A 12872-nucleotide genomic window follows, 5' to 3' on the forward strand; every position below is an offset into this window, starting at 1 on the left:
TGGTAATGCACTGCACGATTGCTGAACTACCGGCTCCCTGCCCTGAGGAGGACCCGGCCACCGGGTCCGAGCCGGAACCGGTCGATGGTATAGCGCACGAAACAACATCGACAGGGCAATGCGCGGCCGGACTCCCGCCCGGCCGCGACACCGCGATGGGCAGCAAAAGCGATCGGTGTCAGACGCCGAGAGCGTCCAGCGAATCATGATCGTCGATCGCCGTGGTGATTCGCCTCAACAGCGTCAGGCAGGTCTCCACCGGCTGCATCTCGGGTTGATACGCCGCTCTGCCGATCGTGAACGCCCAAGCCGCCGAGTCTGTCACAGGCAGCCATCCGCGGGTAGGGTGCTGGATCGAACGGCGGCACGGATTGGAGCGGACTGGTGCATGTCCATCACTTGGACGCCGGGGGAACCCGCCCCTTTGGAGGCCGTTTGTTCGACGGCCGACCAGGGGTCCTGCGCCAGGCGGACGGAGCGTGTCATTGCCTGTTGATCGAACATTCGGCCGGGTTGGTCCTGGTCGACACCGGTTACGGCGAGCAGGCAATGGTGCGGCCGGATGCCTGGGTGGGTCGGAAACTCATCCGGCAATCGAACCCTGTTCTCGACCGCCCGATCGTGCGACAGGTAGAGGAGCTGGGGTTTTCTCGTGATGACGTCCGGGACATCATCGTGACGCACTTGGACCTCGATCACGCGGGCGGCCTCGCCGACTTCCCGCACGCGACCGTGCACGTTCACCAGGCCGAACTGGACGCTGTCGGAGGGCCGTTCGGCCGCCGGGAAAGGTTCCGGTATCGGCCGGTGCAATTCGAGCACGGACCGAAGTGGTCGGCCTACAGGGAGTCCGGCAGCCGTGGCGAGGGCTGGTTCGGGTTTCAGGCGGTGCGCGAGTTGCCAGGTCTGCCACCGGAAATACTGATTGTTCCGCTGGCGGGACACACACGCGGCCATGTCGGAGTCGCCGTGGACACCGGGACCGGCTGGCTGTTGCACGCAGGAGACGCGTACACCTACCACGGCCAGATGGCTGCGAAGTCCTCAATGCCCATGGGGACGCGGATCTTTCAGTGGTACGTGGACACTGGACGCCGGTCCCGGATCGAAAATCAGCGGCGGTTGCGGCAATTGGCTCGCGATCATCGTGACGCGGTGACGGTGTTCTCCGCGCACAGCCCCACGGAGTTCGAGCGACTGCGCCATTGAAATCCACTGTCTCGCGTCGTCGCCGAACCATTGCGTCAATGCCTGGGTGGCAGGGATCCATGGCGACCTGGCGTCGGCAATCCGCTGTAGGCGAGGTGGTTATTCGCGGGTGCGTACGGCGTGGAGGTATTCGGCGATGGCCGCGCGGTTGCGCGTGAGGCAGTCGATGCGGCGGGACATGCGGGTGAGTTCCGCTTCCAGCAGTGCGAGCATCTCCGGGGTGGCGTCGTCGAGCACGATCGAGCAGGGCTTGTCGAGGCAGGGCAGGATCCGTTTGATGATGCGAGTCGGCAGTCCGGCATCGAGCAGTCCCCGGATCTGCCGAACCCGGTCTACCAGGCGCTCGTCGTAGCTGCGGTAGCCGTTCGGGCAGCGCTGCGCGGCGATCAAGCCCTGCTCTTCGTAGTAGCGCAGCAGCCGGCGCGAAGTGCCGGTCCGCTCGGACAACTCTCCGATGCGCATGTGTTCCACCTCATAGTGACCCGAGTTGACCATCACATACATGTGAAGGTTTCAGCATATGGTTCATGAAGATAGGTATCACCACCTTCGTTACCGACGAGGGGATCAGCGCTCCGAAGCTCGGCCCGGCGCTCGAGGAGCGCGGGTTCGAGTCTTTGTTCTTGGCCGAACATTCGCATATTCCAGCGAGCCGGAAGTCCCCGGCCCCGGGCGGAGGCGAGCTGCCGCGGACGTACTACCGCGCGGTGGATCCGTTCGTCGCCCTCGCCGCCGTCGCGGCCGTCACCGAGCGGTTGCTCCTCGGGACCGGCGTGAGCCTGCTGATCCAGCGCGACGTCATCCACACCGCCAAGGAGGTCGCGACGCTCGACCTGATCTCCAACGGGCGATTCGTATTCGGCGTCGGTGCGGGCTGGAATCGGGAGGAGATGGCCGATCACGGCACCGACCCCCGCACCCGCGGCGCGCTGCTCGACGAGCAACTCGACGCCATCCGAAAGATCTGGACCGAGGACCTCGCCGAATATCACGGTCGCTTCGTCGATTTCGACCCGATGTACGCCTGGCCGAAACCGGTGCAACAGCCACATCCGCCGATCTTCGTGGGCGGCGGGCAAGCAGCGGCCGAACGCGCGATCCGCCTCGGTGTCGGCTGGATCCCCGCCGCGGTGAGCGATCCCGCCGCGATCCCGGCTCAGCTGTCCCAACTCGGCGGAAACGACGTGCCTGTCACGGTCGCATTCGTCGCGGCCGATCCGGCCCTGATCGAGGGCTATGCCGAGGCCGGGGTGCAGCGATTGCTGTTCAGCCTGCCGACCCTCCCCGAGCCGGAAACACTGCGCGCCCTCGATGAAATCGCGAAGATAACCGACCACTACCTGGCCTGAAGCGCGACCCCACGCGCCAGGTCTTGCCTTGACATCGACGACAAGGTTTAGCGTTGCGACGCCGGTGCGGTGCGCAGGTCGCCACCGCGCCGACGCGCACACGAAGGAGAGTCTGTGAAGTTTGCGATCAGCTACAGCACGCCATTCAACGGGACCGATCCCGACCGGCTCGTCAGATTCGCCCAGCATGCCGAGAGGTCCGGTTTCGAGGCCCTGTATCTGCAGGACCACATCGTGTTGTATCCCGGCGCGTCCTACGGCGCCGGGGAACTCCCCCCGACATTGCCCTACTTCGATCCGCTGGACTGTCTGAGCTTTGTCGCCGCAGCGACGCGACGGCTACTGCTCGGCACCGGTGTGCTGTTGCTGCCATACCGCCACCCTGTGGTGCTCGCCAAACGCTTGGCCACCATCGATGTCCTGTCCAGAGGGCGCATGCGACTGCTCACCGTCGGACTCGGCGCCCTGCCGGGCGAGGCTCAGGCGATGGGGGTGGACTTCCACACCCGCGGCCGCCGCGCCGACGAGGCGATCGATGTGCTGCGGCTGCTGTGGTCGGGCGGCCCCGAGGGGGTCGGGTATCACGGCGAGTTCTTCGCCTTCGACAATCTCTGCAGCTACCCGAAACCGCATGAGGCGGCAGAGCTTCCGATCCACGTCGGCGGATCCAGCCGGGCTGCCGCCCGACGCGCCGGTCGACGCGGCAATGGCTACTTCGCGGGCGGGATGCTCGACGAGGCCGAGCGTGATCTGCAGATCGAGCTGGCCCGCAAGGAAGCCGCGGAAGCGGGCCGTGACCCGGCCGCCGTGGAGTACACCCGCTGGGGCTCAGCCGATCTGTCGGTCGAGCAGGTCCAGCAACTCGAAGAACGCGGTGTCACCCGGATCGTCGTCAACCTGCCCCCGGCGACCGCCGACGAACAGCACGACCGAATGTCGGAATTCGCCGCACGATTCGATCTCGTGGCGAATGGTCGCTCCTGAATCGCTTGCGGTGCGGCCTCACCCATCCGCCACCGAGGCGTCGTGTTCATCCACCTTGCGAACTCGGGTGGTCGCCGCGGTGACGAGCTTGCCCTCGTGGTTCTCGGCGCGCAGTGGGGCGACGGGGCTGCCGTCATGGTCGACGAGTGTCGAGTGGGGTTCGTTGTCGGTGAAGGCGTGGCGTTCGCCCCATTGGCGCAACGCTACGACGATGGTGAAGAGGTCCTGCCCGGCTTCGGTGAGTTCGTAGCTGTGCCGCTTGCCGCCGGGGGTGGTGCTCGTGGTGAGGATGCCGTGGTCGACGAGCCTGCGCAGGCGATCGGTGAGGATGTTCCGGGCGATCCCGAGCCGCTGCTGGAATTCGGTGAAGGTCGCCGCGCCGTCCATGGCGTCGCGCACGATCAGCAGGCTCCAGCGATCGCCCACGATGTCGACAGTTCGCGCGACGGGGCAGGTGGGATCGGTCCACTCGCGGCCGGAACCGAGCGTCGTGGTCATGAGCCTCCTCGCAATCGGTTGCAATTCGAAACCATTATTCCCTACCCTCAAATGGTTGCATTTTGCTACTGATTTGGAGGTGCGGTGACGACAGGAGTCACAAGGTCGCAGCGATTTGTCCTGGCGTTGGTGTGCGCGGTGGCCGTATCGACGATCTATGCGATCCAGCCGGTACTGGAGACAGCGGGCACCGGCCTGGGATTGGCGCGCGAATCGCTGGGCGGGCTGGTCGCCGCCGGGCAGATCGGCTACTTCATCGGTCTGATCCTGCTGGTGCCGCTCGGAGACATGGTGAATCGCCGTCGGCTCATCACCGTGCATCTTGTACTGACCGCGGCGGGAGCCGCGGTCGCGGCCGCCGCCCCAAACGGTGTCGTCGCGGTGACGGGACTGGCGATCGCGGGCCTGTTCGCGGTCGTGGTTCAGGTGACTGTCGCATATGTCGCCGCCGTCTCCGCGCCGAGCGAGCGGGGCCGCAATATCGGCGCGGTCACCTCGGGTGTGGTGATCGGCATCCTCGGCGTCCGGGTCCTCGCGGGCGTCCTGGGCGACACGGTCGGCTGGCGTGCCGTGTACGCGCTGCTCGCCATACTCTGCGTGGCTCTGGCCCGCACCGTCCGCGCGACACTCGACGCGGACCACAGAACTCCCGGCGCACGGTACGCGCAGGTGCTGGCGTCGACGGGGCGGCTCGCTCGCACGGACCGCCTGTTTCTGAGCCGAGGCATGATCGCCTTCTTCCTTTTCGCGTCCTTCGGAACCCTCTGGAGCGGGCTCGCCCTCCCTCTCGGCACCGAGCCCTGGAACCTCGGCACCACGCAGATCGGCCTCTTCGGATGCGCCGGACTGGCCGGAGCGCTCGGCGCCGCCCGCGCGGGACGATGGGCCGACTCCGGTCACGCACAGGCGATCACCGGTTCCGCGCTGGCCTTGCTCGCCGCCTCCTGGCTGCTCATCGCCCGGACCGAAACAACCCTGTGGCTGCTCGTCATCGGCATCATCCTGCTCGACTTCGCCGTCCAGGCAGTGCATGTCAGCAGCCAGCACCTGCTCACCGCGGCGCATCCCCACCACGCCAGCAGCGTCATAGGCGCCTACATGGCCTTCTATTCCCTCGGATCCGCCCTCGGCGCGATCACGACCACCTGGGCATACAGCACCTGGGGATGGTCGGCCTCCTGCTGGGTCGGGGCGGTCTACTCCCTCGCCGCACTGGTTCTGTGGGGACTGGCGCAGGTCACCGCCATCACCCGGCGCAGTACGGCGAGTTCGCCACGACCTCGATCGAAGTGTCCAGAAGCGGCGCAGCGGGGACACGGCCGGGGCGCCGCCGCAACTGCTCAGATGCGAAGAAGGCGTGCCGTGGGAGGCTGCGGCTGATCCCGGGTGGCGCGGAGGTGGTCGGCCCGATCGAGTCGAATCCGCTTGTGCCAGCGGGTGTCCGGCGCATTCCCAACACTGGTGAATTACTGGCTATCAATCGGCCTATCCTCCCGTTACCGCGCCGGATCGCGGCCCGACAGTCGGCGAGCGCCCGATCCGCGAACGACCACTACCTTTGGGGCTGGCGATGACCCGATTCGCGCACTTCGTGGGCAGCGTGCCCGCACCGTTGACGACCAGCGACCGCGACGTGCTGGAATGGTTCGTCCGGCACAGCCGCGGCCAGCGGTTGACGGGAGTTCCCCGGGACCTCGATCCGAACTGGGTGGTGCAGTATCTCCGCGACCGGGAAAGACACCTCGACGTCTTCGAGGTGGTGCGTCGCGGTGACTTTGCCGATTACTCCGACATGCGGGCCTACGGCATACGCCGCGGCCGCACACTCGAACCCCGACACGTGTCGATGGATCGCACGGAGCGGATTGCGGAAGTTGTCACGGAATTTCGCGCGTTGCGGCGCCGCCACCCGGAACTGGCGGACACGCCACTGCAGATCAGTCAGCCGAATCCGCTGGACATGGCGCTGTTCGTGTTCGCGGGCGCGGCGGTTGCCGACGGTCTTCCGCTCGGACGCGCCCTGCGCACATCGCGACGGTCACGCCCGCGCTGCGCGCCTTGCCGGTGTTCGTCGAGGCCGTGCTGGCCGAAATGGCGGGTCTGGTAGCGGATTACGGCGACCTGCTCACCTGGCAGGTGGAGTCGCCGATCGCTCAACTGGCGCTGGTGAAGGCGTCGCGGTTCGGCGCGCAGGCGCCGGTCGGACGGTTGGTGGCCGGACAACTCGCGGGATTCCTTGCGCGGGCATACGACACCGGCGCACAGACGGTTCTTCACCTCTGCTATGGCGACTACCAGCACAAGGAACTGCTCGCACCGCGCAACCTGGCGCCGTCGGTGAATCTGTTGAACGCCGTCGCACGAATACTGCGCGCACGCGGAGTCCCGCTGCCGCCCGCGCACATTCCGTGTGCCTACGGTGCTCATCCCGCGCCGCTGGACCCGGCCTTCTACCGGCCGCTGCGCCGCTTGGACGCGAGCTGGCGCGTCATCGCCGGGGTCGTGTCACCGGCCGGCGTCGACGGCAGCCTCGAGGCGCTGCGGCTGTTCGAGCGGGCCGCCGACCGCCCGGCGTACGCAGTGGCGACCGCGTGCGGTCTCGGACGATGCAGCGTCGAGGAGGCGGAGCGGGCCGCGGCGGTCACCATCGCGACCGCCGAAGCGGCTCCTTTCGTTGCGGCGCAAGCCTGAGTGGTTCCGGCACCCGGCGCGGACGTTACGGCTGCTCCGAAACAGCGTGCCTCCGCGAAATGCGTGCCGATCAACTCGCATACACAGTTGCGGAGGCTCCCGCGAAAACAGCGACACCGTCACAGTGTGCGGTGAGGGATATGGTCGCCTGTCCGGTGGCGTCATCTATCGCTCGGACCGTGCCGCCGAAGGTGATCTCGGCGACGCGGTGGGGATCCACGAGAACCGGGCTCGCGAACTGCACGTAGTAGCTGACGACACAATCCGCGACGCCGAGCCATTCGGTCAGGCACGCGGCGCCGAGCCCCATCGTCAGCATGCCGTGGGCGGTGACCGCGCGCAGCCCCGCATGCCGGGCGGCTTCGTCGCTCCAATGAATCGGATTCACATCGCCGGAGACACCGGCGTAGTGAACGAGTTCACCACGCGACAGGCGGAATACGCGCTGCGGAAACTCCCGCCCCACCGTCAAATTCGGCACAGCGGCGTGTGCCCCGGCCGCTGTCGCGGGCTGCGACGATCGCACGGGTTGCGGCGCGGGACCGGTCACTGCCGGTCCGGGAAGGTCGAGCATGGCGAGGGCCGCCACGGTCGGTGCGAGTTCGTCAGCGCGCCCGGCGAGCGTGGTGTGCACGGTCTGCACCAGGTTCGCCAGGCCGTCGCGGATGACGGTGGTGACCGCTATGAGGTCACCGCTCGGTGTGGATCGACGCGAATCGACGATGATCTCGTGTGTCAGCCGATCCCCTGCGACTACGGGGCGGTGGCAGCGAATGTCCTGATCCACCTGGAGTAGGCGCGCTGGGTCGTAGCCGTCGAGCGCGGCCCGCATCTGCGACCGTTGCGTCAAGGAGCCGACCGCCGAGGCGAAGGTGATCGGCGCGACCAGCCCCGGATGGCCGAGCGCGGCGGCGGTGGCGTCGTCCCAGTGCGCGGGATGGAAATCCTGGACGGCGCGGGCGAAATCCCGGATCTTTTCTCGGCCCACCTCGTAGTGGTCGGCAACGTCGTAGCTACGGCCCACGGTGGGGTGCGGGAACATGATCGTCTCCTCGGGTCACCGTGGGGTACGAGCGGCGAAGATCCGTTGGCCGTGCGCGGCCAACGCGTGCTCCGGCCCGGGCAGAACCAGCCACGCGGGCAGACCGGCCGCGATGAGCTCGGCGCGCCATTGGGTTTCGGTCAGGAAGATGCGGTCGGTGCCCGCGCGGACATCGTCGCGACCGGGACGGACACCGCCGGGACGGGGGGACATCAGGAAATGCATGGAGGTGAGCAACTGGCAGTGCTCGCGACAGGACTCGATGACGACGAGGTGACCGCCGGGGCGCAACAGCTGGTTCAGCCGTCCCAGCGCCATGCCGCAGTGGTGGGCATTGTGCAGCGCGTTCGCGGCCAGGATGATGTCGAAGGACCGCTCCTGCGGCAACTCGGCGTTGAGATCGAGCAGGTCGAACCGCAGCCAGGAGTAGCGCGAGAAGCGCGCCCGGGCGGCATCGAGGAAGAACGACGACACATCGGTGAAGTGGTATTCGACGGGGAGGCCGTCGAGTAGCGGGAGGAGGTCGGCGGTGGTCCCGCCGACACCCGCGCCCAGTTCCAGAATGCGTACGGGGTGGCGGTCGGCGGCGAGTGCGTCGACAGCGCGGGTGACGACCGCGCCGGCCGCCGCGTTCAAGTATCGGTTGACCGGGTTGTCTCGGTATGCGGCCTCGGCGGTGAGCAGGTCGGCGTCCGGGAACAACAGTTCCTGGGCGAGCACTCGGTCGCGCAGCAGATCGAGCACACGGCGGTTGGCGGCGGCGAAGAAGCGCGCGAGCTGCGGGGAGAACCCGAGGTCGACGCATACTCGGTGGAGATCGACGCGGTGCGGCGCGGTGACTTCCCGAAGGGACGAGAAGGTGTGTCCCTCTTCGTGTTCCAGCCACCCGTTCACGCTGAGCATCCCGAGCCAGCGCCGCAGCAGCCAGCGATGTCGCGGTGCGACATCCAGCGCTACCGCGATGTCGTCCGCGGTGCGCGCCGTACCGCCGGACAGCGCTGGCCGCAGCGCGGCGGCCATGGCGCGCAACCCGAACAGGTCGAGGTCGTCGCGCGCGGAAAGGAGGTGCCGCGCGTCGAAATCGGCGACCGCGTCCGCGGCGCGCGCAGCGATGTCGAGGACCTCGCCGGTGGTCATCGCGCACCGTTCAGCGGCGGGATGTTGTGATTGCAGCGGAACAGGTTGTCGGGATCGTAGATGCCTTTGAGCTGCCGCAGTCGCGGATAGGAATCGCGATGGTAGGCACGGCGCACCCGTTCTGGTGACGCGGTGTCGTCGAGGATCCCGATGTAGGGCCCGCCCGCCGAGCAGCCCTGCAGCGCCGCCAGGACCTCGGCGATCCACCGCCGCGAGGGGTCCAGGTCGGTCCCGGTCGGCCCGCCGGAGAACATGACGGCGTGGTAGGCCGCGTCGTGGTATCCGAACGCGGCCGCGTCCACCGGCATACGGCGCAGCGCGCCGCCGAGTTGATGGACCGACACGAGCGAGTACGGGGTGGGCATGCCGGCCGCGAGGTCGACGAGCGAGTCGATGGCGTCGTCGTCGAATGCGCGCAGCCATTCGGTTCCGGTGGCGGTGCCGTGGCCTTCGTGAAACGCCTGCTCGGTATTGCGTTGCAGCTGCGGGTATTCCAGCGGCCGGATGAGGTCGAGCTCCGGTTCGCCCAGACGCTTCAGTTTCGCCAATTCCGCACGGGCCCGGTCGTCGGGCCCGAAGTAGGCGACCGTGACCGCGGCCATCGGCGGCCCCTCCGGCGCGGTGGGCGGCCAGTGGAGCATGGTCGCGCGCAGCGCCAACTCGTCCGGGGCCTGCGCGCAGAGCTCACGGAACGCACGGAAGACGGTGCGCCCTGCCTCCAGCCGGAACAGCAGCGTGCCCGCGTGCACGGAGCCGATCGGATGCAGTTCGAACTCGACGGCCACGACGACACCGAAATTGCCGCCGCCGCCGCGCAGCGCCCACAGCAGGTCGGGGTGGTGCTCGGGGGTAGCGTGCACCAGCTGTCCGTCGGCCAGCACCACGTGGGCGGAGCGCACGCTGTCGCAGGTGAAGCCTGCCATCCGCTGTAACCAGCCGCTGCCGCCGCACAGCGTGGAACCGATCACGCCGACCGTGGACACGTCCGCCCCGGTCACGGCCAGGCCGTGCCGATGACAGGCACGATCGAATTCCGCCCAGCTGACGCCCGCGCCGACGGTGGCACGCCGGGCGATCGGATCGATGGTGACCGTGCGCAGTTCCGAAAGATCCAGCAGCAGTGAGCCGTTCGCCGCCGCGTGCCGCGCGACTTCATGGCCGCCGCCACGTATCGACACGGCCATCCCGTGCCGCCGCGCCGTCATGACCGCGGCCCGCACGTCAGGGACTCGGGCGCAGCGCACGATCGCGGCGGGCCGCTGGTCGACGGCTGCGTTCCACCGTTGCCGGGCCCGGTCGTAACCCGGATCGCCCGGGGCCAAGACGGCGCCGCGGCAGGTCGCGCGCAGGTCGGCGAGATAGTCCGTCGAGTGGGTAGGGATCATGTGGCGGCGAACTCCTCGGAGACGACGATGGGAGGCTGTGCCGTAGCGCCGCGCAGCAATTCGAGATAGTCGGTGAGGACTTCCGGTATCCGGCGGCGCACGTAGCGCGTGAACGGGTCGTTGCAGGCGGCGTCCGTCGGATCGGCGCGCACGGCTTCCAGATCCGCCTGGTGTTCGGGGCGGCCGACGGCCAGCAGCCGCGCGTCGGCCGAGTCGAGCAGGACCGCGCATTCCGGCGGCAGCGCCGCCGCGAGCGCAGCCGGGGCGACCGCGTCCGCGGCCTCGTGGTCGAGCAATGCGTTCGGGATGCCGGTGACCATGGTCGCGTCCCCGCGTACGGTGTCGGCGAGCGCGGCGATCCGGTCGGCGTCGCCGCGACCGGGAAGGTCGCGCCAGGCGACGGTACGGTGCGGGCCCGGCGCAGGCGCGTCGGCGGTCAGCACCACGTCGTAGCGGTATCGGGTCAGCTCGGTATCGTCTCGCATCGGCTTGGCGTAGCACGCGACCCGCACCTGTCGGGGATGCCTGCGGGCGATCCGAGCGAAAAGCCGGGGATCGCACAGCAGCTCTTCCTCCGCGTCGAATCGGGCGGCGGCCCGCCGAGCCAGGTCGTCGGCACTCAGGCCGGGATCGCGGGCCAGTTCCAGCCATCGAGCGAAATCCCGCGCCCCGAGGAGATTGCGGATGTCGCCGACGACGACGGTGCCGCCGGGCGCGACCGCGTCGAGTGCGTCATCGACGACGGCGGTGAGGTAACGCTCGTCCGGGAAGCACTGGGTCACGCTGTTGAGCACCACGCAGTCCGGTCGCCCGCTGGGGTCCAGTGCACGCAGTGCCGCCCCGACCTGGTCGGTGGTGAGCTCGTGCGCGGCGGCGCGCAGCACCGACACCCCTGGAAGCCGTCGAGCGCGCAGCCGTTCCACCACGGGCGCGGCCGGGTCGAGCCCAAGATAGCCTCGCGTGGACGGATACAGCCGGTGGACGAGAAGCCCACTGCCGCAGCCTATCTCGAGGACGATTTTGGGTTGCCCGCGACGGACCAGGCCGACGGCGTGGCCGATCCACTCCAGCATGTGCTCGCGCGGGAACGCCGCGCCGGTGTCGGAGGCCCGCCATCCGGACAGATCGAGATCGTCGCCGTGGCGTAGCTCCTCGGAGGAATAGACGTACTCGTACACGCGCCGCCAGTGCTCGAGGTACTCGATGAGCAGCGCCCCGGGAGCGGGCCGCACCGCGACGGCGTCGGCAGCGGGGCGCACCACGAGCGCCGCCCGCCGCCCGTCCCACCACGCCGAATCGACCCACGGGTGCCGTCCGAGCGCGGCGGCCAGCTGATCGGTCACGGCTTGCGTTCCTCCGCCACGGCCGCGAGTTCGGCCGCCGCGAACATCCGGTACACGCGTTCGGGATCGTTGGCCGCATGCGCTCGCCCTCCGTGCACGTCGCGCCAGAAACGCTGCACGGCGCTGTCGGGCCGCAGCGCGCGGCCCCCGGAGCTTTCGAACAGCCGGTCCATGGCGGCCACCGCGCGCTCGGTGCCGCGGACCTGGTCGCGGCGCAGGCGCAATCGGTCACGCGGTCCGATGGGCCGGTCGGCCGCCGCCAGCGCGTACAGTTCGTCGATGTTGTGGGTGATCTGGCGCCAGGCGGCATCGATCTCGGTGGCGGCGAATGCGATTCGCTCCAGCGTGGCCGGGTCCTCACGGAACTCGTCACCGCGGTATCCGGTGTCCTTGCGGGCATCGCCGGGCAGTGCGGCCCGCACCCGGCCGCTCTGCTGCTCGAGATACGCCCGATAACCGCCGCGCGCCATGCCGACAATGGCCGCGGTGATGGCGCTGGTGTGCAGGCAGCCGAACGGGATCCGGTACAGCGCGCCGTCGTTGACCTGCTGACCCGGCGTTCGGCATGCGGTCACCGCGTCGGAGGCGAGCACCCGGTGTGCGGGCACGAAAACCTCGTCGACATGGATATCGTTGCTTCCGGTGCCGCGCAGGCCCATCGCCTGCCACACGTCCGAGACGAGATAGTCGGCGGCGGGCACCAGGAATGTGGCCGAATCGACCGGTTCGCCCTTGTCGAGGACCCGCGCGCCGAGCAACGCCCACCGCGCGTGGTCGCAGCCGGAAGCGAATCCCCATGTGCCGCTGAGCCGGTAGCCGCCGTCGACGGGAACGGCGGTGCCGGTCATGGCGTAAGAGGAGCAGATGGGGATGTCGGCATCCGACCCCCACACTTCGTCCTGGGCGCGACGGTCGAACAGCGCCACGTTCCAGGGCGACACACCGAGGACGGAGGCGACCCACCCGGTCGATCCGCATGCCGAGGCCAGCTCGGCGGCCGCGGTGTAGAAGATGGCCGGGTGCGCCTCGTGCCCGCCGTAGCGCCGCGGGCGCAGCAGGCCGAAGAACCCCGTCGTGGTGATCTCTTCCAGCGACTCGATCGGAATCCGCCTGGCCTGCTCGGTGTCCTGGGCGCGCTTGCGCAGCGTCGGCAGCAGTTCGCCGACCGCGGCCAGTACCGCGGCGGTGGCGTCGTCGGTCATTGCGTTGTCCTCCCTAGCGGGTCGGGTGATCA

Annotated in this window: 14 protein-coding genes; 6 read left to right on the forward strand and 8 right to left on the reverse strand. The window is 68.7% G+C overall.

The window, feature by feature from the left end:
- Window positions 1-178: 178 nt before the first annotated feature.
- Entirely contained in the window at window positions 179-325 is a 147-nt protein-coding gene (locus tag ON34_RS36065) for a hypothetical protein (protein WP_245548030.1), read from the reverse strand.
- A 59-nt stretch (window positions 326-384) separates the two neighbouring features.
- Between ON34_RS36065 and ON34_RS14470 the strand changes: the two genes are divergently transcribed.
- Window positions 385-1209, forward strand: coding sequence for an MBL fold metallo-hydrolase (locus tag ON34_RS14470; RefSeq protein WP_040779636.1), 825 nt, complete (start codon window positions 385-387; stop codon window positions 1207-1209).
- A 99-nt stretch (window positions 1210-1308) separates the two neighbouring features.
- Here the strand turns inward: ON34_RS14470 and ON34_RS14475 are convergent, their stop codons facing one another.
- On the reverse strand, window positions 1309-1671 hold the full coding sequence (locus tag ON34_RS14475) for a MerR family transcriptional regulator (protein ID WP_040779701.1): 363 nt from the start codon (window positions 1669-1671) through the stop codon (window positions 1309-1311).
- A gap of 65 nt (window positions 1672-1736) precedes the next feature.
- Here ON34_RS14475 and ON34_RS14480 point away from each other — a divergent pair, with 65 nt between their 5' ends.
- Window positions 1737-2558, forward strand: coding sequence for an LLM class F420-dependent oxidoreductase (locus ON34_RS14480; RefSeq protein WP_040779637.1), 822 nt, complete (start codon window positions 1737-1739; stop codon window positions 2556-2558).
- 114 nt (window positions 2559-2672) lie between these two features.
- On the forward strand, window positions 2673-3542 hold the full coding sequence (locus ON34_RS14485) for a TIGR03619 family F420-dependent LLM class oxidoreductase (RefSeq protein ID WP_040779638.1): 870 nt from the start codon (window positions 2673-2675) through the stop codon (window positions 3540-3542).
- 18 nt (window positions 3543-3560) lie between these two features.
- Here the strand turns inward: ON34_RS14485 and ON34_RS14490 are convergent, their stop codons facing one another.
- The gene (locus ON34_RS14490) at window positions 3561-4040 is read right to left on the reverse strand and encodes a winged helix-turn-helix transcriptional regulator (protein ID WP_040779639.1); all 480 of its coding nucleotides are present in this window, start codon (window positions 4038-4040) and stop codon (window positions 3561-3563) included.
- Window positions 4041-4124: 84 nt separating this feature from the next.
- Between ON34_RS14490 and ON34_RS14495 the strand changes: the two genes are divergently transcribed.
- The 3 genes from ON34_RS14495 (at window position 4125) to ON34_RS14505 (ending at window position 6731) form a co-directional block, all read left to right on the forward strand.
- Window positions 4125-5420 carry an MFS transporter gene (locus tag ON34_RS14495; RefSeq protein ID WP_083889430.1) on the forward strand — a complete coding sequence of 432 codons (1296 nt, stop codon included), beginning with the start codon at window positions 4125-4127 and terminating at the stop codon, window positions 5418-5420.
- A gap of 190 nt (window positions 5421-5610) precedes the next feature.
- On the forward strand, window positions 5611-6147 hold the full coding sequence (locus ON34_RS14500) for a hypothetical protein (RefSeq protein ID WP_040779640.1): 537 nt from the start codon (window positions 5611-5613) through the stop codon (window positions 6145-6147).
- On the forward strand, window positions 6099-6731 hold the full coding sequence (locus ON34_RS14505) for a hypothetical protein (protein WP_157172299.1): 633 nt from the start codon (window positions 6099-6101) through the stop codon (window positions 6729-6731). Before ON34_RS14500 ends, ON34_RS14505 begins: the two co-directional genes overlap by 49 nt.
- A gap of 70 nt (window positions 6732-6801) precedes the next feature.
- On the opposite strand, the gene ON34_RS14510 is transcribed toward ON34_RS14505, so the two are convergent.
- The 5 genes from ON34_RS14510 to hsaA are packed head-to-tail and all read right to left on the reverse strand — an operon-like array spanning window position 6802 to window position 12840.
- Entirely contained in the window at window positions 6802-7773 is a 972-nt protein-coding gene (locus tag ON34_RS14510) for a fused (3R)-hydroxyacyl-ACP dehydratase subunits HadA/HadB (RefSeq protein ID WP_040779642.1), read from the reverse strand.
- A gap of 15 nt (window positions 7774-7788) precedes the next feature.
- Entirely contained in the window at window positions 7789-8910 is a 1122-nt protein-coding gene (locus ON34_RS14515; protein WP_051022592.1) for a class I SAM-dependent methyltransferase, read from the reverse strand.
- Entirely contained in the window at window positions 8907-10295 is a 1389-nt protein-coding gene (locus ON34_RS36070) for an FAD-binding oxidoreductase (protein ID WP_040779643.1), read from the reverse strand. The genes ON34_RS14515 and ON34_RS36070 overlap by 4 nt, the downstream gene beginning before the upstream one ends.
- Window positions 10292-11638 (reverse strand): class I SAM-dependent methyltransferase, encoded by a 1347-nt coding sequence (locus ON34_RS14525; RefSeq protein WP_051022594.1) that lies wholly within the window; start codon window positions 11636-11638, stop codon window positions 10292-10294. The genes ON34_RS36070 and ON34_RS14525 overlap by 4 nt, the downstream gene beginning before the upstream one ends.
- Window positions 11635-12840, reverse strand: coding sequence for a 3-hydroxy-9,10-secoandrosta-1,3,5(10)-triene-9,17-dione monooxygenase oxygenase subunit (gene hsaA / locus ON34_RS14530; protein ID WP_051022597.1), 1206 nt, complete (start codon window positions 12838-12840; stop codon window positions 11635-11637). The genes ON34_RS14525 and hsaA overlap by 4 nt, the downstream gene beginning before the upstream one ends.
- Between the last annotated feature and the right edge of the window lie 32 nt (window positions 12841-12872).

Origin of the sequence: Nocardia pneumoniae NBRC 100136 (assembly GCF_000308755.1) — a bacterium.
GTDB lineage: Bacteria > Actinomycetota > Actinomycetes > Mycobacteriales > Mycobacteriaceae > Nocardia > Nocardia pneumoniae.